General features: G+C 73.3%; 20 protein-coding genes. 9 read left to right on the top strand and 11 right to left on the bottom strand.

What is annotated here, in order from left to right; all coding sequences use genetic code 11:
* The first annotated feature begins 31 nt into the window (after window positions 1-31).
* Genes murQ through ACTWPW_RS28480 form a run of 3 tightly spaced genes read left to right on the top strand, consistent with a single transcriptional unit; the run spans window position 32 to window position 2,425 of the window.
* Window positions 32-931: an N-acetylmuramic acid 6-phosphate etherase gene (murQ, locus tag ACTWPW_RS28470; protein ID WP_375109485.1), complete on the top strand. Its 900-nt coding sequence runs from the start codon at window positions 32-34 to the stop codon at window positions 929-931.
* A gap of 33 nt (window positions 932-964) precedes the next feature.
* On the top strand, window positions 965-2,014 hold the full coding sequence (locus ACTWPW_RS28475) for a serine hydrolase domain-containing protein (protein ID WP_443170438.1): 1,050 nt from the start codon (window positions 965-967) through the stop codon (window positions 2,012-2,014).
* A gap of 30 nt (window positions 2,015-2,044) precedes the next feature.
* Window positions 2,045-2,425, top strand: coding sequence for a VOC family protein (locus tag ACTWPW_RS28480; protein WP_364112052.1), 381 nt, complete (start codon window positions 2,045-2,047; stop codon window positions 2,423-2,425).
* A 7-nt stretch (window positions 2,426-2,432) separates the two neighbouring features.
* Here ACTWPW_RS28480 and ACTWPW_RS28485 read toward each other — a convergent pair whose 3' ends face one another.
* Entirely contained in the window at window positions 2,433-3,320 is an 888-nt protein-coding gene (locus ACTWPW_RS28485) for a TIGR03619 family F420-dependent LLM class oxidoreductase (RefSeq protein WP_375109483.1), read from the bottom strand.
* A gap of 18 nt (window positions 3,321-3,338) precedes the next feature.
* Here ACTWPW_RS28485 and ACTWPW_RS28490 point away from each other — a divergent pair, with 18 nt between their 5' ends.
* Together ACTWPW_RS28490 and ACTWPW_RS28495 are read left to right on the top strand one after the other, a co-directional pair.
* A complete protein-coding gene (locus ACTWPW_RS28490) occupies window positions 3,339-4,193 on the top strand; it encodes a phosphotransferase (RefSeq protein ID WP_375109482.1) in 855 nt (284 codons plus the stop codon).
* 58 nt (window positions 4,194-4,251) lie between these two features.
* Window positions 4,252-4,506, top strand: a complete 255-nt coding sequence (locus ACTWPW_RS28495) for a TFIIB-type zinc ribbon-containing protein (protein WP_364112046.1) — start codon at window positions 4,252-4,254, stop codon at window positions 4,504-4,506.
* A 58-nt stretch (window positions 4,507-4,564) separates the two neighbouring features.
* On the opposite strand, the gene ACTWPW_RS28500 is transcribed toward ACTWPW_RS28495, so the two are convergent.
* From ACTWPW_RS28500 to ACTWPW_RS28510, 3 genes are all read right to left on the bottom strand, one after another.
* A complete protein-coding gene (locus ACTWPW_RS28500) occupies window positions 4,565-5,557 on the bottom strand; it encodes a hypothetical protein (RefSeq protein WP_443170439.1) in 993 nt (330 codons plus the stop codon).
* A 37-nt stretch (window positions 5,558-5,594) separates the two neighbouring features.
* On the bottom strand, window positions 5,595-7,205 hold the full coding sequence (locus ACTWPW_RS28505) for an ABC-F family ATP-binding cassette domain-containing protein (RefSeq protein ID WP_443170440.1): 1,611 nt from the start codon (window positions 7,203-7,205) through the stop codon (window positions 5,595-5,597).
* A gap of 244 nt (window positions 7,206-7,449) precedes the next feature.
* The gene (locus ACTWPW_RS28510) at window positions 7,450-7,971 is read right to left on the bottom strand and encodes a CGNR zinc finger domain-containing protein (RefSeq protein WP_364112040.1); all 522 of its coding nucleotides are present in this window, start codon (window positions 7,969-7,971) and stop codon (window positions 7,450-7,452) included.
* A 25-nt stretch (window positions 7,972-7,996) separates the two neighbouring features.
* Here ACTWPW_RS28510 and ACTWPW_RS28515 point away from each other — a divergent pair, with 25 nt between their 5' ends.
* The 3 genes from ACTWPW_RS28515 (at window position 7,997) to ACTWPW_RS28525 (ending at window position 10,424) form a co-directional block, all read left to right on the top strand.
* On the top strand, window positions 7,997-8,170 hold the full coding sequence (locus tag ACTWPW_RS28515) for a hypothetical protein (RefSeq protein ID WP_375109479.1): 174 nt from the start codon (window positions 7,997-7,999) through the stop codon (window positions 8,168-8,170).
* A 99-nt stretch (window positions 8,171-8,269) separates the two neighbouring features.
* Entirely contained in the window at window positions 8,270-10,036 is a 1,767-nt protein-coding gene (locus ACTWPW_RS28520; RefSeq protein WP_443170441.1) for an AMP-dependent synthetase/ligase, read from the top strand.
* 16 nt (window positions 10,037-10,052) lie between these two features.
* On the top strand, window positions 10,053-10,424 hold the full coding sequence (locus ACTWPW_RS28525) for an acyl-CoA thioesterase (protein ID WP_443170442.1): 372 nt from the start codon (window positions 10,053-10,055) through the stop codon (window positions 10,422-10,424).
* A 7-nt stretch (window positions 10,425-10,431) separates the two neighbouring features.
* On the opposite strand, the gene ACTWPW_RS28530 is transcribed toward ACTWPW_RS28525, so the two are convergent.
* From ACTWPW_RS28530 to meaB, 5 genes are all read right to left on the bottom strand, one after another.
* Entirely contained in the window at window positions 10,432-11,511 is a 1,080-nt protein-coding gene (locus ACTWPW_RS28530) for an acyltransferase family protein (protein WP_443170443.1), read from the bottom strand.
* Window positions 11,508-12,128 (bottom strand): TetR/AcrR family transcriptional regulator, encoded by a 621-nt coding sequence (locus ACTWPW_RS28535; RefSeq protein ID WP_443170444.1) that lies wholly within the window; start codon window positions 12,126-12,128, stop codon window positions 11,508-11,510. The genes ACTWPW_RS28530 and ACTWPW_RS28535 overlap by 4 nt, the downstream gene beginning before the upstream one ends.
* Before the next feature lie 47 nt (window positions 12,129-12,175).
* Window positions 12,176-13,123 (bottom strand): acyltransferase domain-containing protein, encoded by a 948-nt coding sequence (locus ACTWPW_RS28540; protein ID WP_443170445.1) that lies wholly within the window; start codon window positions 13,121-13,123, stop codon window positions 12,176-12,178.
* A 5-nt stretch (window positions 13,124-13,128) separates the two neighbouring features.
* Window positions 13,129-15,408, bottom strand: a complete 2,280-nt coding sequence (locus ACTWPW_RS28545) for a CehA/McbA family metallohydrolase (RefSeq protein ID WP_443170446.1) — start codon at window positions 15,406-15,408, stop codon at window positions 13,129-13,131.
* Window positions 15,409-15,589: 181 nt separating this feature from the next.
* Entirely contained in the window at window positions 15,590-16,549 is a 960-nt protein-coding gene (gene meaB / locus ACTWPW_RS28550) for a methylmalonyl Co-A mutase-associated GTPase MeaB (protein WP_375109472.1), read from the bottom strand.
* A 111-nt stretch (window positions 16,550-16,660) separates the two neighbouring features.
* Between meaB and ACTWPW_RS28555 the strand changes: the two genes are divergently transcribed.
* Complete coding sequence (locus ACTWPW_RS28555; RefSeq protein WP_443170447.1) at window positions 16,661-18,931, top strand: protein kinase domain-containing protein; 2,271 nt, start codon at window positions 16,661-16,663, stop codon at window positions 18,929-18,931.
* On the opposite strand, the gene scpA is transcribed toward ACTWPW_RS28555, so the two are convergent.
* Complete coding sequence (gene scpA / locus ACTWPW_RS28560; RefSeq protein WP_375109470.1) at window positions 18,925-21,081, bottom strand: methylmalonyl-CoA mutase; 2,157 nt, start codon at window positions 21,079-21,081, stop codon at window positions 18,925-18,927. The two genes, ACTWPW_RS28555 and scpA, sit on opposite strands and share 7 nt — an antisense overlap.
* Complete coding sequence (locus ACTWPW_RS28565) at window positions 21,078-22,946, bottom strand: methylmalonyl-CoA mutase family protein (RefSeq protein ID WP_443170448.1); 1,869 nt, start codon at window positions 22,944-22,946, stop codon at window positions 21,078-21,080. Before ACTWPW_RS28565 ends, scpA begins: the two co-directional genes overlap by 4 nt.
* Between the last annotated feature and the right edge of the window lie 10 nt (window positions 22,947-22,956).

Here is a 22,956-nt window from a genome sequence, read left to right on the forward strand (position 1 = left end):
AAGAGAGAAGTAAAGGGTGGAAATTAGCGACATGATTGAGCCGCTACCCGAGCTGTCCACCGAGCAGAGCGACCCGCGCTACAGCCAGATCGACCGGCTGCCGACGGAGCAGATCGCCCGATTGATGAACCAGGCCGACGCCGCCGTGCCCGCCGCCGTCGCGGTGGTCATCCCGGCGATCTCGGCGGCCATCGACGCGATCGCGGCCCGGATGTCGGAGGGCGGCCGGCTCCTGTACGTGGGCGCCGGCACGTCGGGGCGGCTGGCCGTGCTCGACGCCAGCGAGTGCCCGCCCACGTTCGGCACCGACCCCTCGCTGGTGCAGGGCGTCATCGCCGGCGGGCCGGACGCGCTCACCCGGTCGGTCGAGGGGGCGGAGGACGACGCCGAGGCCGGCGCCGCCGCGTTGCGGGACCTGGAGGTGGGACCGCTCGACTCGGTGGTGGGCGTGTCCGCCAGCGGACGGGCCCCTTTCGTGCTGGGCGCGCTGGCGGAGGCGGCCGGCCGCGGCGCGCTCACCGTCGGCCTGTCGTGCAATGACGGCGCGCCGCTGTCGGCCGCCGCCGAGCACGCCATCGAAGTGGTCGTGGGGCCCGAGGTGGTGACCGGCTCGACCCGGCTCAAGGCCGGCACGGCCCAGAAGCTCGTGCTGAACATGATCTCCACGATCTCCATGGTCAAGCTCGGCCGTACGTACGGGAACGAGATGATCGAGATGTCGGCCATGAACAGCAAGCTCGCCGGGCGGGCCCTGCGCATGGTCAGGGACATCACCGGGGCCGACCAGGAGGCGGCCGGCGCGGCGCTGGACGCGGCGGGCGGCCGGACGAAGGTCGCGGTGCTGATGCTCCGGCACGGCCTCGACGCGGACGCGGCCCGCGCGCTGCTGGAGTCGCACGGCGAGCGCCTCAGCGACGCCCTGAGCAGCTGACACCTGACGGCCGACACAACGGGGGGTAGGGGGATGTCCGACCGGCTGGCGGCGATCCTGGCGGAGGCGGTGCCGCGGGTGTGCCCGGCGGCGGTCTCGCTGATCGCCGTGGACGGCTCCGTGGTGGCCGCGGCGGCGGCCGGGGAGCTCGTACGGTACGCCGACGCGCGGGGCGGCCTGGCCGCGGAGCGCCCGCCCGCGTGCCGAGACTCGATCTTCGACCTGGCCTCGGTCAGCAAGCTCTTCACCACGGTCGTGCTGCTCTCGCTGGCCGAGGAGGGCCTGCTGGACCTCGACGAGCCGGTGGCCGCCCGGCTCCCCGGGACCGACCCGCGGATCACCCCGCGCCGCCTGCTCACCCACACGGCGGGCCTGCCCCCGACCCGCCGCGTGGACCTGGAACTGCCCGGCGCGGACGCCGGCGCGCGGATGGCCGCCATGGTGCGCACGCCGATCACCCACCCGGTCGGCGGGCCGTACCTCTACAGCGACGTCGGCATGGTCATGGCCGGCCGGGTGGCCGAGCTGGCCGGCGGCGCGGCGCTGGACGCGCTGGTCCGCGCCCGGGTCACGGACGTGCTCGGGCTGCCCGACACGGGCTACCGGCCGGACGGCCGGCGGGCCAGGATCGCCGCCACCGAATGGAAGCCCGAGCGGCCGGGGCCCGGCTGCGTGCGGGGCGAGGTGCACGACGAGACCGCGTACGCGCTGGGCGGCGTGGCCGGGCACGCGGGGCTGTTCGCCACGGCCGGGGACCTGCTGGCCTTCGGCGAGGCGCTGCGGCTCGGCGGCGGGCCGCTGCTGCGGCCGGAGAGCGTGGCCGAGATGACGCGCGACCAGGGCGCCGAGGGGGCGCCGTTCCGGCACGGGCTCGGCGTGCGGATCGGCGACCCGGCCGCCGTGGGCCCGCTGGCGGGCGCGTACGGCCACTCGGGGTTCACCGGCACCTCGCTCGTCGTCGATCCGGCCCGCCGCCTGACGGTGGTGCTGCTGACCAACGCCGTGCACCCCGTGCGGGGCCGCGACGGCATCCGCGAGCTGCGCCACGCGGTGGCGGCGCACGCGGCCGGCCTCGCCCGCTGAAAGGCCGGCGTCTTGACGTAGCCTGCGGGTATGTCCGTCCATCTGAACCACACGATCGTGCCGGCCAGAGACAGGGACGCGACGGCCGCCTTCCTCGTCGAGGTCCTCGGGCTGGAGCCGGCCCCGGAATACGGCCCGTTCCGGGTCGTCTCGCTCGGCAACGACGTCTCGCTCGACGTCGTGCAGGCGGGCGACGAGGTGCCGTCCCAGCACTACGCCTTCCTGGTCAGCGAGGCGGAGTTCGACCAGATCTGGGGCCGGATCAAGGAACGCGGCCTGACGTTCTGGGCCGACCCCTACCATCAGCGGGCCGGCCAGATCAACACCAACGACGGCGGTCGCGGCCTCTACTGGTCCGACCCCAACGGCCACAACCTGGAGATCATCACGGTGCCGTACGGCGGCGGTTAGGGGGCGGTCAGGGGGCCAGCGCCTCCAGCGCCTCCTCGGCCCGGCGCATCGCCTCCTTGGCGTCGGCCGCGGGGATCTCGCGGTCGAAGTTCAGGTCGTGGAAGACGTCCGTCACGCCCTGGGCGGCCAGCTCGGCCACGTCGCGCCGGATCTTGTCGTACGTGCCGGTCAGCGGGCGCTCCTCGTCGGCCGCCCGGACCTGCGTGGCGCCCCGGATCACGAACCGGAACGCGCCCGCGTCGCGCCCCGACGCCGCCAGCTCCGCCCTGATCAGCCGCACCCGCTCGCCGATGCCGGTCAGGTCCTCCCGGCTGGAGCTGACCCACCCGTCGGCCAGCCGGGCGGCGCGGCGCAGCGCGACGTCCGCCGTGCCGCCGAGCAGGATCCGCGGCGGCCCCGGCACGGGCTTGGGGTCGACGTGCGCGGGCGGCACCCGGTAGAAGCCGCCCTCGTGCTCCACCACGTCGTCGGCCCACGCCTTGCGCAGCACCTCCAGGAACTCCTCCCCCCGGCGCCCGCGGCCGGCCATGTCCACGCCGGAGGCCTCGAACTCCTCCGGCAGCCAGCCCAGGCCGATGCCCGCGGTCAGGCGGCCGCCGGAGAGCGTCTGCAGCGTGGCGAGCTGCTTGGCCAGCAGGAGCGGCTGCACGTACGCGTTGATCACCGCGACGCCCAGCCCGATGCGGCTGGTCACGGCCGACACGTGGGCCAGCGTGATCAGCGGGTCCTGCACGGCGCGGTAGGTGGGCCCCATGGGGTGCCCGACCGGGTACAGCAGCCGCTGGAACGTCCAGAGCTCGGAGTAGCCGAGCGCCTCCGCCCGGGTGGCGATGCGGCGCATGTTCTCCGGGGTGGCCCAGGGCCCTGACTGGGGTACGGCGAAACCTACTCTCATGCCCCCTAGTCTGTACGAGTGGGTCTCGAGGCGGAGCTGGCGGGGATCGCCGCGGCATATGGCGGTGCGGGAGCGCCCGTTCTGCACCCGACACGGACGGACGTCGTGGTGTTACGCATGGGAGAGGTCGTGGTCAAGGCCCACTCCGCGCGCGACGACGCCGAGTCGCTGCGGCCGAGGCTGCGGGCCGCCGCGTCGGCCGCGGTGAGCGGCGTGATGCTGGCCCCGCTGGAGCCCGAGGTGCTGTCGGCGGCCGGGCGCGCGGTGACGGTGTGGCCGGCGGGCCGCCCCGTGGCGCAGGACGACCCCGACTCCGCGCCGTGGGAGGAGGGCGCCAGGCTGCTGGCCAGGCTGCACGCCATCTCCCTCCCGCTGCTACCGGCCCTCCCGCCGGCCGGAGGGCCTGCCAGGGCCGCCCGCGCGGTGGGCCGCATGCCCGGCGACGGCCCCGTGGAGCAGCTCGTCAGGCGGGCGTTCAAGGAGCTGCCCGAGCCGCCGCCGCAGCCCGCGCTGCTCACGCACGGCGACTGGCACCTGGGCCAGCTCGTCCACCGCGACCGCTGGCTGCTCATCGACGTGGACGACCTCGGCGTCGGCGACCCGGCGTGGGACCTGGCCAGACCGGCCGCCTGGTACGCCGCCGGGCTGCTCGACCCGGCCGTCTGGGAGCGGTTCCTGGGGGCGTACCTGGCCTCCGGCGGGCCCGCGCTGGGCCCGGGCGACGACCCCTGGCGCCGGCTCGACCTGCCCGCACGGGCGCTCACCGTCCAGCTCGCCGCCGTGGCGGTGGTCAACGCCGCGCGCGAGGACCGGGAACTGGATGAGGTCGAACATTCGTTGGTCGAATCGTGCAACAGAATCGTCCGAGCGTGACGAGGTTGCGCGCGGTAGGTTTCACCCTGAGACCTCGAAGCCAAGGAGAGCGACTTAGATGCATTGCCCTAAGTGCCGCGGGAACATGCGGACCTATGAGCGCAACGGCGTCCACATCGAGCAGTGCGACAACTGCCGCGGGATCTTCCTCGACTACGGCGAGCTGGAGACGCTGACCCGGATGGAGACGCAGTACCACGCGGCTCCCCCGCCCCCCGCCCCCGGTCCGGCCTGGGGCGCTCCCCACCACGGCGGCCACCACGGTCACCACCGCGGCCAGCGCAGCTGGGTGGGCATGCTGTTCTCGACCTGATCCGACGGGCCGCGCGCCCACGGGGTGCGCGGCCCTCGCCTCGGTCCGGGCCCCGGCGTCAGCCGCCGGGGAAGTCGTCCGGGTCCACGGGCGCGGTGCGGGCGTTGCCGCCGGAGATGGCGTGCAGCGTGATGCGCCAGTCGTGCCAGAGGATCTGCGTGGCGGTGAACGTCGTCTTGAACTTCACCGTCTTCTCGAAGCGCTCGAAGCTGCACTCCCGGGTGAACGCCTTGGTCTTGCCGTCCCAGTCCACGCCGTGGGTGAAGTAGATCTTGTAGCTGCCGTCGCGGACGCCCCTGATCTTGAACTTCGCCTTCTTGCGCACGTACACGCTGAACTGCTTGCTGCCGCCCTTCATGACGGTGACCACCGAGTCGAGGCTGCCGCCGTTGTCGATCTCCAGGGAGCTGCGGCCGTTGAACGCGCTGCCCCTGCGGATGAACGAGCCGTTGCGCAGCCGCCTGGTCTGCTTGTCCCCCGCCTTCACGGCCACGACGTCGGCCGGGTAGTCGCCGGCGCTCTGCAGGGCCCGGCCCGCCTCGTCCAGCGCGCTCAGCTTGTCGTTGACGTCGGTGAGCACGGCCGAGGAGGTGCACAGGTCGCGCGCGCCGACCTTGCCGGCCGTGGAGCCCAGCTCGGTGGCGAACTCGCGCAGGCTGGTCACGTACGCCTCGTGCTGGGCGCGTACGGCCTCGGGCGGGGCGAGCGCGGACAGCGCGTCGGCGGCGCCGCTCAGCGTCTGCTCGGCCTTGTCCACCCGCTGGTCCAGCGCCTTGACCCCGCGCGCACCGGCCAGCGCGCTGATCGCGTCGGCCATCGGCTTGCGGCGGCTTTCGAGCTCGCTCTTGTACGCCTCCGGCGTCAGCGCGGCCGGGCTCTGCCCGCCGGGCGCGGTGCCGTTGCCGGTGGCGGGCACGGCGCCGTTCCCGCCCGCGACGCCCGACACCTTCGGCTCGCCACCGGCCGGCGACGGCGAGCCCGAGGAGCAGGCGCCGAGGGTGGTGAGGGTCGCCAGGGCGAGAACGCAGGAGATCAACCGGGGTTTAGCCACCTGCCACACTATTGTCCGGTTGATCCCCAACCGTCAATTACGATTCGGCCAGTCCCTCGTCCCGATCCTGTCGCAGCCACCGGGTGATCCCCAGCGTCTCCAGGAACGGCACGTCGTGGCTGGCCACGACGAGCGCCCCCCGGTACGCGGACAGCGCCTGCGCGAGCTGGCGGACGCTGGCCATGTCCAGGTTGTTGGTCGGCTCGTCGAGCAGGAGCAGCTGCGGCGGGGGCTCCGCCGACAGCAGCGCGGCGAGTGTCGCCCGGAAACGCTCGCCTCCCGACAGCGTGCCGGCCGCCTGGTTGACCCGCTCGCCCCGGAACAGGAAGCGCGCCAGGCGGGCGCGTACGTCGTTCACCGAGGCGGAGGGCGCCACCGCACGCACGTTGTCCACCACGCTCAGCCCGTCGTCCAGCAGGTCCAGCCGCTGCGGCAGGTAGCGGACGGGCACGTGGGCGCCGTGCTCGACGATGCGCTTGAGCAGCGTGGTCTTGCCCGAGCCGTTGGGGCCGAGCAGCGCGATCCGCTCGGGCCCGCGCACGACCAGCGTCTCCAGCACGGCCACCCGCGACTCCTCCGCCTCGCCGGGCTCGTCCCGCTCCCGGCGGGGCGGGTCCAGCGGAAGGGTCAGCACCGTGCGGCCCGCGGGCACCTCCGTGCCCGGGAGCTCGATACGGATCTCCGCGTCGTCCCGCACGGCCTGCTCGGCCTCGGTCAGCCGCTCGCGGGCCTCCTCCAGCTTCTCCAGGTGCAGGGTGCGCTGTCTGCCCGCGGTGACCTGGGCCTTGCGTTTGAGCCCGTTCGCGACGATCTTCGGCACCTTCTTGTTCTCGTACGCCTTCCTGCCGGTGCGCAGGCCCCGGTCGATCCTGGTCCTGGCCTCGACGAGCTCGCGCTGCTGGCGGCGCACCTCGCCCCCGGCGGTGCGCACCGTGCGCTCGGCGGCCTCCTGCTCGGCGGCGACCTGCTCCTCGTAGGCGGTGAGGTTGCCGCCGTACATGCGCACGGTGCCCTCGCGCAGCTCGGCGATCTGGTCGACCAGGTCGAGCAGCGTCCGGTCGTGGCTGACGACCAGCAGCACCCCCTGCCAGGCGCCGACGGCGGCGTAGAGGCGCCGGCGCGCGTCCAGGTCGAGGTTGTTGGTGGGCTCGTCGAGCAGCAGCACGTCCGGCCGTTTCAGCAGTTGCGCGGCCAGCGCGACCATGATGGTCTCGCCGCCGGACAGCGTGCCGACCGTGCGGTCGAGCCCGACGTGGCCGAGCCCGAGCCGGTCGAGCTCCGCGTGGGCACGCTCCTCGACGTCCCAGTCGTCGCCTACGGCGGCGAAGTGCTCCTCGGCCACGTCGCCGGCCTCGATGGCGTGCAGCGCCGCCCGCGTCCGGCTGATCTCCAGCAGGTCCGACACGGTACGGCCGGCCTTCAGCGGCACGTTCTGCGGCAGGTAGCCCACCTCTCCCGAGACGGACACGGACCCGCGCGACGGGGCCAGCTCACGGGCGATGAGCTTGAGCAGGGTGGACTTGCCCGACCCGTTGACCCCGATGAGCCCGGTACGTCCCGCGGGGAACGCGGCGTCGAGCCCGTCGAGCACCTTGGTGCCGTCCGGCCAGCCGAAGGAGACGTGATCGATGACAATCGAAAATGACATAAGGCGGCTCCCATCACAAAACTCGAAATTTCGTGACTTGGCGGGAATCACCGCAGATGCGCGCAACACAGGGGGACGACGGAGTCGGAGTCCGTGGTCGGAGGCGAGGATGCCTCGAGGTCCAGGAGATGCGCGCATGCCCATGACAGGGCCGATCGGCGCGGTGCCCGCGACCTCAGATCCTCACGTCAGCTGCCCCCACGGTTCGGCGATAAGACGTTCGAGATTTTAGGCGACCCGCGGCTCACCTGGCAAGGCCGCGGGACCGGTGCGCCGCCACGTTGACCCTGTTCGCGCAGGCCAGGGAGCAGAACCGGCGGCGCCCGTTGCGCGAGGTGTCGACGTAGACCGTCTCGCACCCGTCCCTGTCGCACCGCCCCAGCCGCCTGCCCCCGGCGAACGACAACGCCATGGCGAGGCCGCCCGCGGTGGTGTCCTTCGCCCTGGCGACGATGTCGGCGTCGATGGAGAAGAAGTGCAGGTGGGGCTCGCGGCCGTCGTGAGCGCTGACGTACGGCTTGGCCGCGGTCACGTCGAGCAGGTCGTTGACCAGCTTGATCTGGGTCTCCTGGTCGAGCTCCCCGAACACCGGGGCCAGCCGGGCCGCCCACGCCCGCAGCTCCGCGGCCTGGGCGGGGGTGACGGCCGTGCGCAGCAGGCGGTGCTCGGTCAGCATCGCCTCGACCGCCGCGGGGCTGAAGTCGGTGGCGTTGACCAGCGCCGCGGCGAGGGCCGCCCCGTTACCGCCGTAAGCGTTGAAATGCATAAGGCCATTACATCAGGTTGGAATCATGCACTCCAGAGACCTGCACGATCCGTTCGCCATGACCGTCGTCTCCTCGCACCGCACCTCAGAGGGCGTCGTGTCGTACCTGCGGTGTGCGTGCGGCGCGTGGGAGGTGCGCACCGCGCGGCTGGTCGGCACCGCCACCCCGGGGCCGCGATCGATCGGGAGCATCGACTGAGTCATCTACAGGCTCATCCACTGGGTCATCGACTGGGTCATCGACTGGGACGGCGCTGACGTCCTAGAGTCGGGGCCAACACCCCCCAGGAGGTCAGGCATGTCCAGCATTCCCTCCCTGTTGCGCGACCGGATCGCGGCGACCCCCGACGCCGAGGCATACCGTGTGCCATCGGACGACGGGTGGGCCTCGCTGTCATGGCGGGAGGTGGGCGAGCGAGTGCGCGGGCTGGCCCTGGGCCTGTCCGGGCTCGGCTCCGGGCCGGGCACCCGCGTGTCGATCCTGTGCTCCACCCGCCTCGAATGGGTCCTCTGCGACCTGGCCGTGCTGGCCACCGGGGCGGCGACGACCACGATCTACCCGTCCAACACGGCCGCCGAGTCCGCCTTCGTCATCACCGACTCCGGCAGCACGATCGTCATCGCCGAGAACGACGAGCAGGTCGCCAAGCTCAGGTCCGTGCAGAAGGAGCTGCCCGACGTCACCCGCGTGGTGGTCATCGACGGCTCGGCCGGCGACGACGGCTGGGTGGTCACGCTCGACTCCCTCGCCCAGGACGGCGGCCCCGGCGGGGGCGACTACGACGCGATGGTGGACGCCATCGCCCAGGACGACCTGGCCACGCTCATCTACACCTCGGGCACCACGGGCCGCCCCAAGGGCGTGGAGCTGACCCACGACAACTGGCTCTACGCCGCCGGCGCCGTCCGCGAGCTCAACCTCATCTCCCCCGCCGACCTGCACTTCCTGTGGCTGCCGCTGTCGCACTCGTTCGGCAAGCTGCTGGAGGTCGTGATGATCGACATCGGCGTGCCCACCGCGATCGACGGCCGCCTCGACAAGATCGCCGACAACCTCGGCGTGCTGAGGCCGACGATCATGGCCGCGGCGCCGCGCATCTTCGAGAAGATCCACAACACGGTCACGGCGAACGTGCGCCGCGACGGCGGGCTCAAGCTGCGCATCTTCAACTGGGCGCGGCAGACCGGCAGCCGGGTCGTGCGCACCCGCCAGCGCGGCTCCGAGGTCCCGGTCACCACCCGCGCCGAGTACGCGCTGGCCGACCGCCTCGTCTTCGCCAAGCTGCGCGAGCGCTTCGGCGGCCGGATCCGCTTCTTCATCTCCGGCGCCGCCCCGCTGTCGCAGGACATCGCCGAGTTCTTCGACGCCGCCGGGCTGACGATCCTCGAGGGGTACGGCCTGACGGAGTCGTCGGCGGGCAGCTTCTTCAACCGGCCGGAGTCGGTGCGGTTCGGCACGGTGGGCCCGCCGCTGCCGGGCACCGCGGTCCGCATCGCCGAGGACGGCGAGATCCTCATCGGCGGGCGCGGCGTCATGCGCGGCTACCACGGGCTGCCGGCGGAGACGGCCGAGGCGCTGGAGGACGGCTGGCTGCACACCGGCGACATCGGCGAGCTGGACGACGCCGGCCGGCTGCGCATCACCGACCGCAAGAAGGAGCTGATCAAGACCTCGGGCGGCAAGTACGTCGCGCCCACCTACCTGGAGGGCCGGATCAAGGCCGCCTGCCCGTACGTGTCGCACGTGTTCGTGCACGGCGACCGGCGCAACTACGTCACGGCGCTGATCACGCTCGACATGGACGTGGCCGGGCCGTGGGCGGCGTCCGAGTCGCTGCCCACCGACCCGGAGGAGCTGCGCCGGCACCCGCGCATGCGCGAGGAGGTCGAGAAGGCGATCAACCAGGTCAACGCGGACCAGGCCAGCTACGCCACGGTCAAGAAGTTCGAGATCCTGGCCGAGGACTTCACGGTGGAGACGGGCGAGCTGACACCCAGTCTCAAGATCAAGCGCAAGGCCGTCGAGGAGCGCCACGGCGAGACCCTCGACTCCTTCTACGCCTGAGCGCGCGGGGTCCCGGATGATCTCCCACCTGCCGGTGCGGCCACGGCACTGCGACGCCCAGGCCATGATGCACGCGACCCGCTACTACGAGTACTTCGAGGACGCCTTCCTCGACTGGCTCGGCGGCCGGGGCGGCTACGAGCGGCTCCGGCGGGAGGGCGCCGACCTGGTGGTCAAGGCCAGCGGCTGCGAGCACCACGCGCCCGCCCGGCTCGGCGACGTGCTGGCGGTGGAGAGCGCGCCGGCCAGGGTCGGGACCACGTCGATCACCATGCGGTTCACGATGCGGCGCGGGGACGAGCTGGTGGCCGTCGGCACGATCACGTACGTGTGCGTGCGCGACGGCCGCCCCGCTCCCCTGCCCGCCCTGCTCACGGAACCCGCCTAGCGCCCGCTCACAACACCCGCTTGGCGCCGGGCAGGGAGCGCACCAGATAGGCCGCCCACCAGCACAGCGGCAGCGCCAGGACCAGCATGACGGCGAACTTGACGACGGCGGCGGCCTCCAGCCACCGCAGCGCCCAGCCCAGGCCGACGAGTACGAGCGGATGGATGATGTAGACGGTGAAGGCGTGCTCGGACAGGAACCGGCCGCGCGGGCCCTGCCCGCCGAAGCGCTCCCTGAACAGCACCGTCAGCCCGATGATCATGCTGACCGCGAAGGCGGACTCCCAGAGCGCCGTCAGCGCCTCGGCCACCGCCCCGGTGGTCAGGAACGACGGTGGCAGCAGCACCGCGCTCGACACGCCGGCCGCGATCAGCCCGAGCCGGCCCGCCCGCGCGGGCAGCGACTCGAACCAGCCGCGCCGGAAGGCCACGCACCCGAGCACGAACATGCTCGCGTACTGCGGCATGAACTGCGGCGAGGGCAGCCCGAGCACCGGCACGTAGGTGCCGGTCGGCACCGGGATCCGCCACAGGAACGTGACGGCCGCCAGCCCCAGCACGAAGGCCGCGACCCAGGCGAACCGCAGCGGGGCGACGCGCTGCTCCATCGGCCGCCGCAGGCTCCGCCACACCGCGTACGCCACCGCGAACACGATCAGCACCTCGGCGAACCACATGGGCCCCGGGTCCCACGAGCCGAGGTAGTACTGCCAGTACGGCATGCCCGGCCGGTCGGCCAGACCGCCGAAGTTGACCAGCGGCCGCAGCAGCACGAGGAAGACGAGCAGCGGGATGCCCAGCCGGATCAGGCGGTCGCGCACGAAGGAGCGGGTGCCCTTGCGGTCGTGGGATCCGGGGGTGAAGAAGCCGGAGATGAGGAAGAAGAACCCCATGAAGAACGCCTGGTTGAACATGGCCAGGACGTCGAGCACGAGGCCCGAGGGATCCTTGGCCGGCTCGACGTAGAACCACAGCGGGATGTTCCCGTACGTGATCGCGACGTGGTGGGCCACCACTAATGCGGTCAGCACGATCCGCAGGTTGTCGATCGCGTGGAGCCTGGTCCTGGTGCTCGTTTCCACCGTCATGCGCGGCATGCCCTTTCGAAGAGGTCGGCGAGTTCCCTGGCGTGCGCGTCCAGGTCGTGATCGGGGAAGGCGACCCAGTAGGCGAACATGTTGTCGATGGCCGAGGACTGGGTGATGGCCATGACGCGGACGTCGAAGTCCCTGAACTCCCCGTTCCGCTGGCCGAGCCGGTAGATCTGCTCCACCGCCCGGTAGACCTCCTCGTTCGCCTTGATCCCGTAGCGGGGCTGCCCGTCGGCGGTCCTGAGGTTGGCGAAGATCTCCCCCAGCGCCCTGAGCTGGGTGCGGTTGCCGCGCATGTGCTCGGCGACCGACAGGATGTGCGTCCTGAGCAGCTCGGTGGCCGTGGTGAGGCCCTCCATCTCGGCCAGCACGTGATCGGCGATGGCCCCGTAGGTGCGGTTGACGACCTCCTCCATCAGCTCCTCCTTGCCGGCGAAGTGGTAGGAGATGACGCCTTTGCTGATGCCCGCGTGCCTGGCGATCCGCGCCAGCGACGCCTGGGCGAACCCGACCTCGGCGATGACCTCGATGGCGGAGGCCACGATCTGGGCCCGCCGGGCCTCCTCGATGAACGAGCGCGCCTTCTGGCCACCCGGATCATTTTCTGACCGCATGGCCAAAATTTAGCACATGCGGCCTGAATTCGCGTGCCTCGAGATTGTCAGAAGGGCAGCCAGCCGACGCGGCCGTACCAGGCGCCGCCGGCTGCCAGGTGGTCGGCGAGGGCCCGCTCCAGCCGCGTGCGCCGGGGCAGCTCCTCCGGTGCCGTGACCGCCTCGCCGCCGAACACGAACCCCAGCGCGTCGCCCCCGTCGAAGCGTCCCAGCAGGTGGAAGCGGCGCTGGAAGGCGAGGATGTTGGAGGCGGCGGGCAGGTAGCGGGCGAGCTGGTCGTCCAGCAGCCACGACCCGCACGTCATGACCTGGGGCTCCGCGCCGGGGAAGTGCCGGGGGAAGAACGCGCGGGCCCGCTCGAAGGACGCGTCGCACGCCTCGGGCGTCAGCGGGCCGCGGAAGTCGGGGATGTGCACCCCGAGCGCGTGGACGCCCGGCTCCGCCGGCCGCCCGGCGGCCCGGATGCCGGCGGCGGTCTCCGGGTCCAGGGCCTCGCGGTTGAACTGGAGCCGGCCCAGCGCGTACAGGAGGCCCCTGGCGTGCAGCGTGAACCAGTTGGGCGCGTTCAGGCCGCCGGTCCCGTGGCGCTTGCGGTGCACCGCCATGTTGCGGCCCAGGTCGGCGAGCGTGGCCCAGGACACCTCCTCGGGGATGCCCAGCCGCCGGTGGTAGGCCCGGGTGTGCGGCAGGGCGGCCAGGAAGACGTACACGTAGAAGTACGGACCCAGCTCCGGCAGCGGCGGGAACCGGGGCGGGTCGTCGTCCGGGCGTCCCATCGTGGACACCAGCGAGTGCACGCACCGCTCGGCCAGCCACCACTGCCCGCTGCCCGGCTCGGGGCGGGCCGCGAGGACCGCGTTGACGTCCTCGTGCGGCACCGCGAGCCGCAGCAGCTCGTCGGGGAGGTCGTCGGGAAGGGCGATGTCGACGCCGCCGAGCGACTCCAGGTGCTCCAGCCAGCCGGGGTGGGCGCCCAGCAGGGCCTTGACCTCCACCAGCGTCAGCCGAGCCGCGCCTGGTAGACCGTCCTGGCCTGCTGCAGCAGGGACACGTGGTCGCCGAACTGGTAAGGGCTGGCCAGCCGGCCGTGCTGCCTGATCAGGTCCTCCAGCAGATCCAGCCATTCCAGGCACCACAGCACGTCCTCCCGTCTGGCGACCTGCCTGCCGTCCACGTCGACATAGACGGGGCTGGTGAGGGCGTACCCCGTGGCGGTCAGCGTACGCGGATGCGGGTCGCACAGGACCTCGGCGACCACGTACGTGGGCCCGTCCACGCGGAGCTCGGCCGTCACCGTCAGCTGCTCCTCGCCCCGCCGGTCGTCGGCCGGCAGCCGCTCGGCGCCCGCCCGCACGCCGTCGGCGGTGCGGATGCGCACCGCCGCCACCTCGGGGCCCATCGCGGTGGCCGTGACGCTGACGCGGTCGCCCCTGCGGGCGGCCAGCACGTGGCCGGGGCCGTGGCCGTCCACCGACAGCTCCAGCCAGGGGCCGGTGGTGGCGAACGTACGGCCCGCGCGCACGGCGGCCGCGAACGTCCTGGCCGTCAGCTCCCCCTCGACGCGGGCGTAGACGCGGGCCCAGCCGGGCGGGTTCGACTGGTTGTCGGAGCGGGTGAAGGAGATCATCGCGTCCGTGCCCGCCGTCACCGCCAGCCGGTTGCCCGCGCCGATCAGCCGCCGGTACACCGCCGCCGTCGCCGGGATCGAGGCGTGGGTGAGCACGTCGAGGCTGTCCACCAGCCCGAGCGCGGCGTCGGCGACCAGCTCGCGGGCGGCGCAGTTGCGCGGCACCGGCGAGACGACCCCCTTGGGCGGGTCGCCCTCGCCGATCGGGGTGCGAAAGGGGTGGCTGTAGCCCACGAGCGCGCCGAGCCCGCGCAGCTCGCGCAGCCCGTCGGCGTTGGGCGGCCAGTCGGCGTCGCCGTCGAACCCGGTGTGGTAGCGGCCGGGGGCCGAGCGCGGCGCGAAGGCGTAGATGTGGCCGAGCAGGTCGTTTCGGTATTCGACGCCCATCCTGGCCACGTGCGTGCCGTCGGACCAGGGCAGGTCCTCGCCCGTCCAGTGCTCCAGCGCCTCCCGGTCGTACACCCGCCGGCCCGAGACGTTGGCGGCCAGCAGGTTGAGCACGTGCAGGTCCTCGCCGTGCTGGGCGGCGGCCGCGTCGGCGGGCACCGCCACCAGGTCGCCGGCCCAGTTGAGGTGGACGTGCAGGTCGCCGCCGTACCAGCCGCGGGCGGCGGCGTCGTAGAGGCGGGCGGGGGCCAGCTCGACCAGGTGCTCCCCGCCCGGGTCGGGGGTGATCTCCAGCTCGGCCTCGTCGTACTCCATGCCCCTGGCCACCCTGATCGTCACGGGCATGCAGGGGACCTCCACGACGAGGTCGTCGCCGTGGAAGTACGGGCGGCCGTGGTAGTCGTGGCGGTTGGGGGTGTCGGCCGGGAACCAGCCGCTGCCGTCGGCGGCCACGACGCTCCACCGGCAGGGCATCCCGGCCACCAGGCGCAACCTGGCCGAATGGACGGGCCGCAGGAGGCTGTCCAGGCGGATGCGGACGCCGTCCACGACGACGATGCTGTCCTGGTCCACCTCGACCAGCCAGGCGCCGCGCGGGGCGACCACCCGCTGGGTGTCGTCCACGCCGACCACGCAGGGCTCGTCGCGCCTGGAGTCGATGAGCAGGGAGATCCGCTCCTCGCCGCGCCCCGGCAGCGGCGTTCCGGGCGTGAGCCCCTCCTTCCAGCCGGCCGGCAGGGCGGATCCGCCCGGCTCCGCCGGCTGGGCCCCGCCCGCGCGCACGACGAGCGGCACCTCCTTCGCCCACCGCGGCCCCGTGCCGCCCGTGCCGCCCGCGGCTCCCGCGCCGCCCGTGCCGCGCCGCCGGAGCCCGTCGCTCCGGAGCGGGCGCAGCGGCCGGGAGGGCAGCAGGATCGTCCGCGGCTCCCCTTCGAGGGTGGCGCCGCCGGAGTCGACGCGTACGGCGACGAGGTGTCCGGGCAACCGGCCGTCGAGGGTGTCGCGCAGCACGCGGTCGTAGTCGGGCTCGTCCAGGCGGGCGGCGAGCTGGTCGCGCGGGGTGTCGGGATGGCTCTCGGCGACCGCCTGGAACACCAGCTGCCAGAACCGGTCGAACAGCGCGGGCGGCAGCACCCTGCGCCTGGCGATGAACTTCACGTAGTGGATCTCCGGCTCGCCCCAGGTGATGCCGTGCTCGTCCAGGAGGCGGCCGTACTCCTCCAGCGCGTCCGTCACCCTTCCGGGCAGCATCGATTCCGCACCCATATGCGCCTCTCCCCACCTTGGTTGCGCGACATCGTGACATGGATCACGCAACCCCTTCTCCCGGCTCCGTCGGGGGAGGGATGGATATTTCAACCTCGGGAGAGGTATCTCCACCCGGAGGTTTCCGATGCTGCTCCAAATAGGGCCTCATGAGGCCACATCGTGGATGTGACGGAAAAGATCAAGGGCGTTTGAACGCCGACAGGAGGCGGTCGGCCGCCAGGGACGGCGTGATCTCGCCCGCCAGCACCTCGCGCTCCACCTCCGCCGTGATCGCCGCCACCTCGGGGTCGTGGCGCAGCTCGGCCAGCAGCCGGTCCTGCACGAGCGTCCACGTCCAGCGGACCTGCTGGCGGCGGCGCTTGGCGGGCAGGTCGAGCGAGTCCTGGTGGGCCAGCACGCGCCGCCAGAGCTGGTCCAGCCCGTCGCCGGTGAGCCCGCTGCAGGTCAGTACGGGCGGCGGGCCCGTGTCGGAGCGGAGCATGCGCAGCGCCCCCGACAGCTCGCGGGCCGCCTTCCTGGCGGGCAGCTCGTACTCGCCGTCGGCCTTGTTGACCGCGATGACGTCGGCCAGCTCCAGCACGCCCTTCTTGATGCCCTGGAGCTGGTCGCCGGTGCGGGCCAGGGTGAGCAGCAGGAACGTGTCCACCATGTCGGCCACCGAGGTCTCCGACTGGCCCACGCCGACGGTCTCCACCAGGACCACGTCGAACCCGGCCGCCTCCACGACGACCATCGCCTCCCTGGTCGCCTTGGTGACGCCGCCGAGGGTGCCGGAGGTCGGCGAGGGCCGGATGAAGGCGGCGGGATCGACCGCCAGGCGGGCCATGCGGGTCTTGTCGCCGAGGATGCTGCCGCCCGTCCGGGTGGAGGACGGGTCCACGGCCAGGACGGCGACCTTGTGCCCCTGCCCGGTCAGGAGCGTGCCGAGCGCGTCGATGAACGTGGACTTCCCCACGCCCGGAACGCCGGAGATGCCGACCCGGCGGGCGTGCCCGGTGAGCGGGGTGAGCTCGACGAGCAGCCGCTGCGCCAGCGCCATGTGGTCGGGCCTGGTCGACTCGACCAGAGTGATCGCGCGGGCGGTCCAGGTACGGGAGCCGGCCCGGACGCCGTTGGCGTAGTCCTCCAGCGAATGCACCCGACTTGCCCCCTTTCTTCGCAATGATCAGCTTAACTTCTGACAAGTCTTGACTTTTGCCAGTAGGGTGCTGGAGTTCTGATCTCAGCCGTCACAGGAGTCACTCCCCTCATGCCCAACGTCGAACCCCTCCGCGAGGGCGACCCGGCAGCGGTGGGACCCTACCGGCTGGTCGGGCGGCTCGGCGCGGGCGGCCACGGTGTCGTCTACCTCGGCCAGGCACGCAACGGAACCCCGGTCGCCGTCAAGGTGCTGCGCGAGGGGCTGGCCGTGGGCGAGCGCCTGGCCAAGGAGATCGCCGCCGCGCGCAAGGTCGAGCCGTTCTGCCTCGCGCAGGTGCTCGACGCCTCGACCAGCGGCAGGCCGTACATCGTGGCCGAGTACGTGGACGGGCCCTCGTTGCAGCAGGCGGGCCGGCGCGGCGGGGCGGAGCTGCAGCGGCTCGCCGTGGCGACCGCGACCGCGCTCGACGCGATCCACCAGGCCGGCGTCGTCCACGGCGACTTCACGCCGTCCAACGTCCTGCTGGGGCCGGACGGGGCGCGGGTCGTCGACTTCGGCATCGCCGCTGCGCTGAGCTCGGGCATGAAGGCGACCAGCAACATCGTGGGGACGCCGGCGTACATGGCGCCCGAGCAGCTCGCCGGGAAGCCGGTGGGGGCCGCGGCCGACGTGTTCGCGTGGGCGTCGGTTCTCGTGTACGCGTCCACCGGCGTGCCGCCCTTCGGGGACGACGCGCTGCCCGCGGTGATCAACCGCATCCTGCACGAGGAACCGCGGCTCGGGGAGCTGGGCCGGCCGCTGCGCGACATCGTGCCCGCCTGCCTGGCCAAGGAGCCGGCGGCCCGGCCCTCGATGCGCGACGTCCTGCTGCGCCTGGCCGCCCCCTCCCGCCGGCCCGCCACCCCGTACGCGGCCCCGACTCAGGACCAGCCCGCCGCCACCCCGTACGCGGCCCCGACCCAGGACCAGCCCGCCGCCGACACGCCCGAGTCCGACTGGGACACCCAGGACCGCACCCTGGACAGGCCCCAGAGCCGCCCCTCGCCCACGGCCCCCGGCCGCGCCCCCACGTCCCCGCACCCCCACCCGTCCGGCACCGCGCCCACCACCGGCGGCGCCCCGACCACCACCGGCACCGCCGCCACCACCGGCGCCGCGCAGGTTCCCGGGACGGGTCAGGGCACTCCGGCCCGCCGGACGCGGGACCCGCACCAGGACCCCGCCCAGGCCACCACCCGCCGCCGGCCGCCGGCCGCGCACCAGGGCCCGGCGCAGGACACGTCGGCGGCACACCCGGCCTCCGCTGCCCCGCACCAGGGCGGGCCCGGAGCCCACCCCGCTCCGGGCGACCCGCACCGGGCCCCGTCGCGGACCACCGCGCCGCACCACCACCCGGCCGCCCACCCTGCCGCCCACCCTGCCGCCCAACATGGCCCCCATCACCGCGCGGCGCAGGCGCAGGCGCATCGGATGCCGGGTGAGCCCGGTGCGCCCGAGGGGGCCGGGCAGGTCACCTCGCCGCTTCAGGCGCTGTTCGACCTCTCCTCCCCCGTCGAGCCCCAGGCCGCCGCCCCCGGATCGCGGGACCGGACGGAGGCGCGGGCAGCCACGGCGGTGACGGCCACGGCGGTGGCGCCAGCGTCCTTCCCCCCGGACGGAGCGTCCTTACCCTCGGATGGGGCGTCCTTCGGCCGGGCCGGCCAGGAGCACCCGGGTGCGCACGACGGGAACGGCCCCGGGCAGGAGCACCACGGCGGGAGCGGCGAGGGGCAGGCGCCTGCCCGGCGGTCGTGGGGCCGGCGGGTCAGGACGGTGATCATCGCGGGCGTCTCCGGCGTGTCCGTGTGCGCGCTGGCCGGCGCCATCGTCTGGCTCACCCCCACCACGCCCACCCCCAAGACCGAGACCGTCGCCGTCGTCACCGGCAACCCGACCTCCCCGGCCGCCGGCCCGCCGACCCCCAGGCGGACCCGTACCGCCAGGCCGACCCCCCAGACGGAGGGCACCCCCAGCTCGGTCCCCGACGACGGCCAGGCGGTCGCCACCACCCCGGCCGCCGCCACGGACCGCCTCATGCTCGTCTACGTACGACCCGGCGGCACCAGGAACGGCGAGTGCTGGGCCGGCGGCGAGGTGACGCTCCAGGCGCTCGTCCGGCGCACGGGCAGCCCGGTGAACTTCAGCTACACCTGGGTCATCGACGGCGCCGCCGCGGGCCGTTCGTCGGCGGTCATCTCCGAGAACGGCCGGCGCTACCTCACCTCTCCGCGCACCCTCACGAGCACGGGCGGCACCCACAGCGTCACGCTGCGGATCACCTCGCCCGTCGCCGTGCAGCGGACGATCACGGTCACGATGTGCGACCAGGGGACCTACTGACGGTTCCGGAGCTGTTCCAGCAGGTCGAGGGCGGCGTCGGCGATCACGGTCCCGGGCGGGAAGATCGCGGCGGCGCCCGCGGCCCGCAGCTCGTCGTGGTCGCCGGGCGGGATGACGCCGCCCACCACGATCATGATGTCGGCGGCGTCGAGGTCGGCCAGGGCCTCGCGCAGCGCCGGCACCAGCGTGAGATGCCCGGCGGCCAGCGACGAGACGCCCACGACGTGCACGTCGGCCTCGACCGCCTGCCTGGCGACCTCCTCCGGCGTCTGGAACAGCGGGCCGACGTCCACGTCGAAGCCCAGGTCGGCGAAGGCGGTGGCGATCACCTTCTGGCCGCGGTCGTGGCCGTCCTGGCCCATCTTGGCGACCAGGATGCGCGGCCGGCGGCCCTCGGCCCGCTCGAAGTCGGCGCAGGCCAGGCGGACGCGTTCGACGCCGGCGGCCGAACCTGACTCGTCGCGGTACACGCCAGTGATGGTACGCACCTGCTCGGCGTGCCGGCCGAACACCCGCTCGAGCGCGTCGGAGATCTCCCCCACCGTGGCCTTCGCGCGGGCGGCGTCCACGGCCAGCTTGAGCAGGTTGTGCTCCAGGCCGGGGGCCGGGTGCCCGGCGGCCTTGGTGAGCGCGTCGAGGGCGCGGCGGACGGTCTCGCCGTCGCGTTCGGCCCTGAGGCGGGCGAGCTTGTCGAGCTGCTGGGCGCGTACGGCGCTGTTGTCGACCTTGAGCACGTCGATCGTCTCGTCGGCGCTCGCCCGGTACTTGTTCACGCCGATCACCGGCTGGCGCCCGGAGTCGATCCGGGCCTGGGTACGGGCCGCGGCCTCCTCGATGCGCAGCTTGGGCAGCCCGGCCTCGATGGCCTTGGCCATGCCCCCGGCGGCCTCGACCTCCTGGATGTGGGCCCAGGCACGCTCGGCGAGGTCGTGGGTGAGGCGCTCGACGTAGTAGGAGCCGCCCCAGGGGTCGATGACCTGCGTGGTGCCGGACTCCTGCTGGAGGAGGAGCTGGGTGTTGCGGGCGATGCGGGCGGAGAAGTCGGTGGGCAGGGCCAGGGCCTCGTCGAGGGCGTTGGTGTGCAGCGACTGGGTGTGGCCCTGGGTGGCGGCCATGGCCTCGACGCAGGTGCGGGCGACGTTGTTGAAGACGTCCTGCGCGGTGAGCGACCAGCCCGAGGTCTGGCTGTGCGTACGGAGGCTCAGCGATTTCGGGTTCCCGGCCCCGAATCCGGACACGAGCCTGGCCCAGAGCAGCCGGGCGGCGCGGAGCTTGGCGACCTCCATGAAGAAGTTCATGCCGATGCACCAGAAGAACGACAGGCGCGGCGCGAAACGGTCGATGTCCATGCCCGCTCCGACCCCGGCGCGCAGGTATTCGACCCCGTCGGCGAGCGTGTAGGCCAGCTCCAGGTCCAGCGTGGCGCCGGCTTCCTGGATGTGGTAGCCGGAAATGCTGATGGAGTTGAATTTCGGCATCTTCTCGCTCGTATAAGCGAAGATATCCGAAATGATCCGCATGGACGGCGCCGGTGGATAGATGTAGGTGTTGCGGACCATGAACTCCTTGAGGATGTCGTTCTGGATGGTCCCGGCGAGCTGCTCCGGCGGCACGCCCTGCTCCTCGGCCGCCACGATGTAGAGGGCGAGGACGGGCAGCACGGCGCCGTTCATGGTCATGGACACGGACATGCGGTCGAGCGGGATGCCGTCGAAGAGCTGCCGCATGTCGTAGATCGAGTCGATCGCCACCCCGGCCATGCCCACGTCACCGGCCACCCGGGGGTGGTCGGAGTCGTAGCCCCGGTGCGTGGCCAGGTCGAAGGCCACCGACAGGCCCTTCTGGCCGGCCGCCAGGTTGCGCCGGTAGAAGGCGTTGGAGTCCTCGGCCGTGGAGAAGCCCGCGTACTGGCGGATGGTCCAGGGCTGGTTGACGTACATGGTGGGGTAGGGACCGCGCAGGTAGGGGGCGGCGCCGGGGTAGGTGCGCAGGAAGTCGAGGCCCTCCAGGTCGGGGGCGGCGTAGAGCGGCTTGACCGCGATGCCCTCGGGGGTCTCCCACACCTCACCCCCGGACTCCGTCGCCTCCGGGGCCGGCGCCGGCCGTTCGGGCAGGGGGCCGAGCGGGATGCCGGAGAAGTCGGGGATCATCGGGTCACCTCCAGGTCGTCGAAGGTCTCGCGGAGCACGGCCAGCGCGTCGCAACCGGCGTGAAGGTTGGCGTCCACGCCCTCGTACTGCCCCTTCCCCGCCAGCCACACCTTGCGCGCGCCCGCCCTGCGCAGGGCGGTGGCCACGGCGGCGGCGTGCTGGGCGTACAGCTTGTCGCTGGAGCACAGGCAGGCCACGGTGGCGCCGCTGACCGCGAAGGCGGTGGCGATCTGCTCGGGGTCGGCGCCGGGCCCGGCGGTCTCGGTGGCCAGGCCGCCCGCCTGGAACAGGTTGGCGGCGAACGCGGCCCGGGCGGTGTGCGCGGCCAGGGGGCCGATGGTGGCGAGGAACACCTTGGGCCGCTCGGGCCGCGCGTCGGCCAGATCGCGCAACCGCTCGTACGGCTCGGCGTACCGCACCTTCGGCAACCCACCGGGCCCTTCGGCGTCGCCGTGCGCGGCGGGCCGGGAGGAGCCGTGCTCGCCTGTCTCCGCTGAGTCCTCCGCCGGGTGGCGGGCGGACCCGGGGGCGGGGGCCGCCTCCGGGGAGGGGCGGCGGAGCGGTTTCTCGTCGAGGTCCGGGTACTCGCTCACGCCAGTGATCGGGAAGCGGCGGTGGGCGATGTCGTCGTCGCGGCGGGCACGGGTGGCGGCGATGCGGGCGGACACCAGCTCCCCGGCCTCGGCGATCCCCCCGGCGGCCTCGATCTCCTGGAAGAAGGCCCAGGCAGCCTCGGCGAGGTCGGCGGTGCGGCGTTCGACGTACCAGGAGCCGCCGGCCGGGTCGATCACGCGCCCGAGCCCCGACTCCTCCAGCAGCAGCGACTGCGTGTTGCGGGCGATGCGGCGGGAGAAGGCGTCCGGCAGGCCGAGGCAGGCGTCGAACGGCTGCACGGTGACCGCCTCCGCACCGCCCACCCCGGCGGCGAAGCAGGCCAGGGTGGTGCGCAGCATGTTCACCCACGGGTCGCGGGCGGTCATCATGGCCGAGCTGGTGACGGCGTGCTGCCGCTGCCCGCCGGCCTCGGGCGCGCCGCAGACCTCGGCGACCCTGGCCCACAGGCGGCGCGCGGCCCGCAGCTTGGCGATGGTGGCGAACTGGTCGGCCGTGGCGGCGTACCGGAACTCGATCTGCCCCAGCGCCTGCGCGGCGGTGAGGCCGCCGGCGGTGAGGGCCCGCAGCTCGGCGACGCCCCGGGCGATCGAGCAGCCCAGCTCCTCGGCGTCGCTGCCGCCCGCGTCGTGGTACGGCGTCGCGTCCACGGTGACGGCCCGCAGCCCCGGGAACTCGGCGGCGCAGCGCAGCGCCAGCTCGACCCCGCCCGGCCCGCGCGCCCCGGAGGCCCCCAGGTTGCCGCTCAGCGTGGTGCCCCGGGCCGCGGCCAGGCCGAACAGGGCCTCGGCGGCCTCCCGCGCCAGGTCCCCGGCCTCCAGGACGACCGGCGCCAGGTCGAGGTAGACGTCCTTGAGCACCGCGCCGAGCGAGCCCACCGGGATCGCGCCGTCGCCGACGACCAGCCACAGCGAGGTGACGCCGTTCTCCAGGTCGGCCAGCACGGCCTCGGGGTCGGCCACGGCGTGCCGCTGCCGCACGTCCCACCCGGCGGCCCGATCGGCGCCCCGATCGGCGGCCCGGTCAGCGAGGGCCCGGGAGCCGCGCAGGTAAGGGGCCGCGCCGGGCAGCCCCGGGTCGCCCGGCAGGTCGTCCGCGTCGTAGAGCGGCGCGACCGTCACCCCGTCGTACGTCGTCCGGGACAGCGCCTCCTCCGGCGACCCGGTCTCGACCCCGGACTTGCGCAGGACCTCGACCGCCAGCGCGCGCCAGCCGTCGCGGGAGATGGACGCGAACCCCGCTGCCAGTTCCATGGTTCGGATA

The organism is Nonomuraea sp. KM90, assembly GCF_052246675.1.
GTDB lineage: Bacteria > Actinomycetota > Actinomycetes > Streptosporangiales > Streptosporangiaceae > Nonomuraea.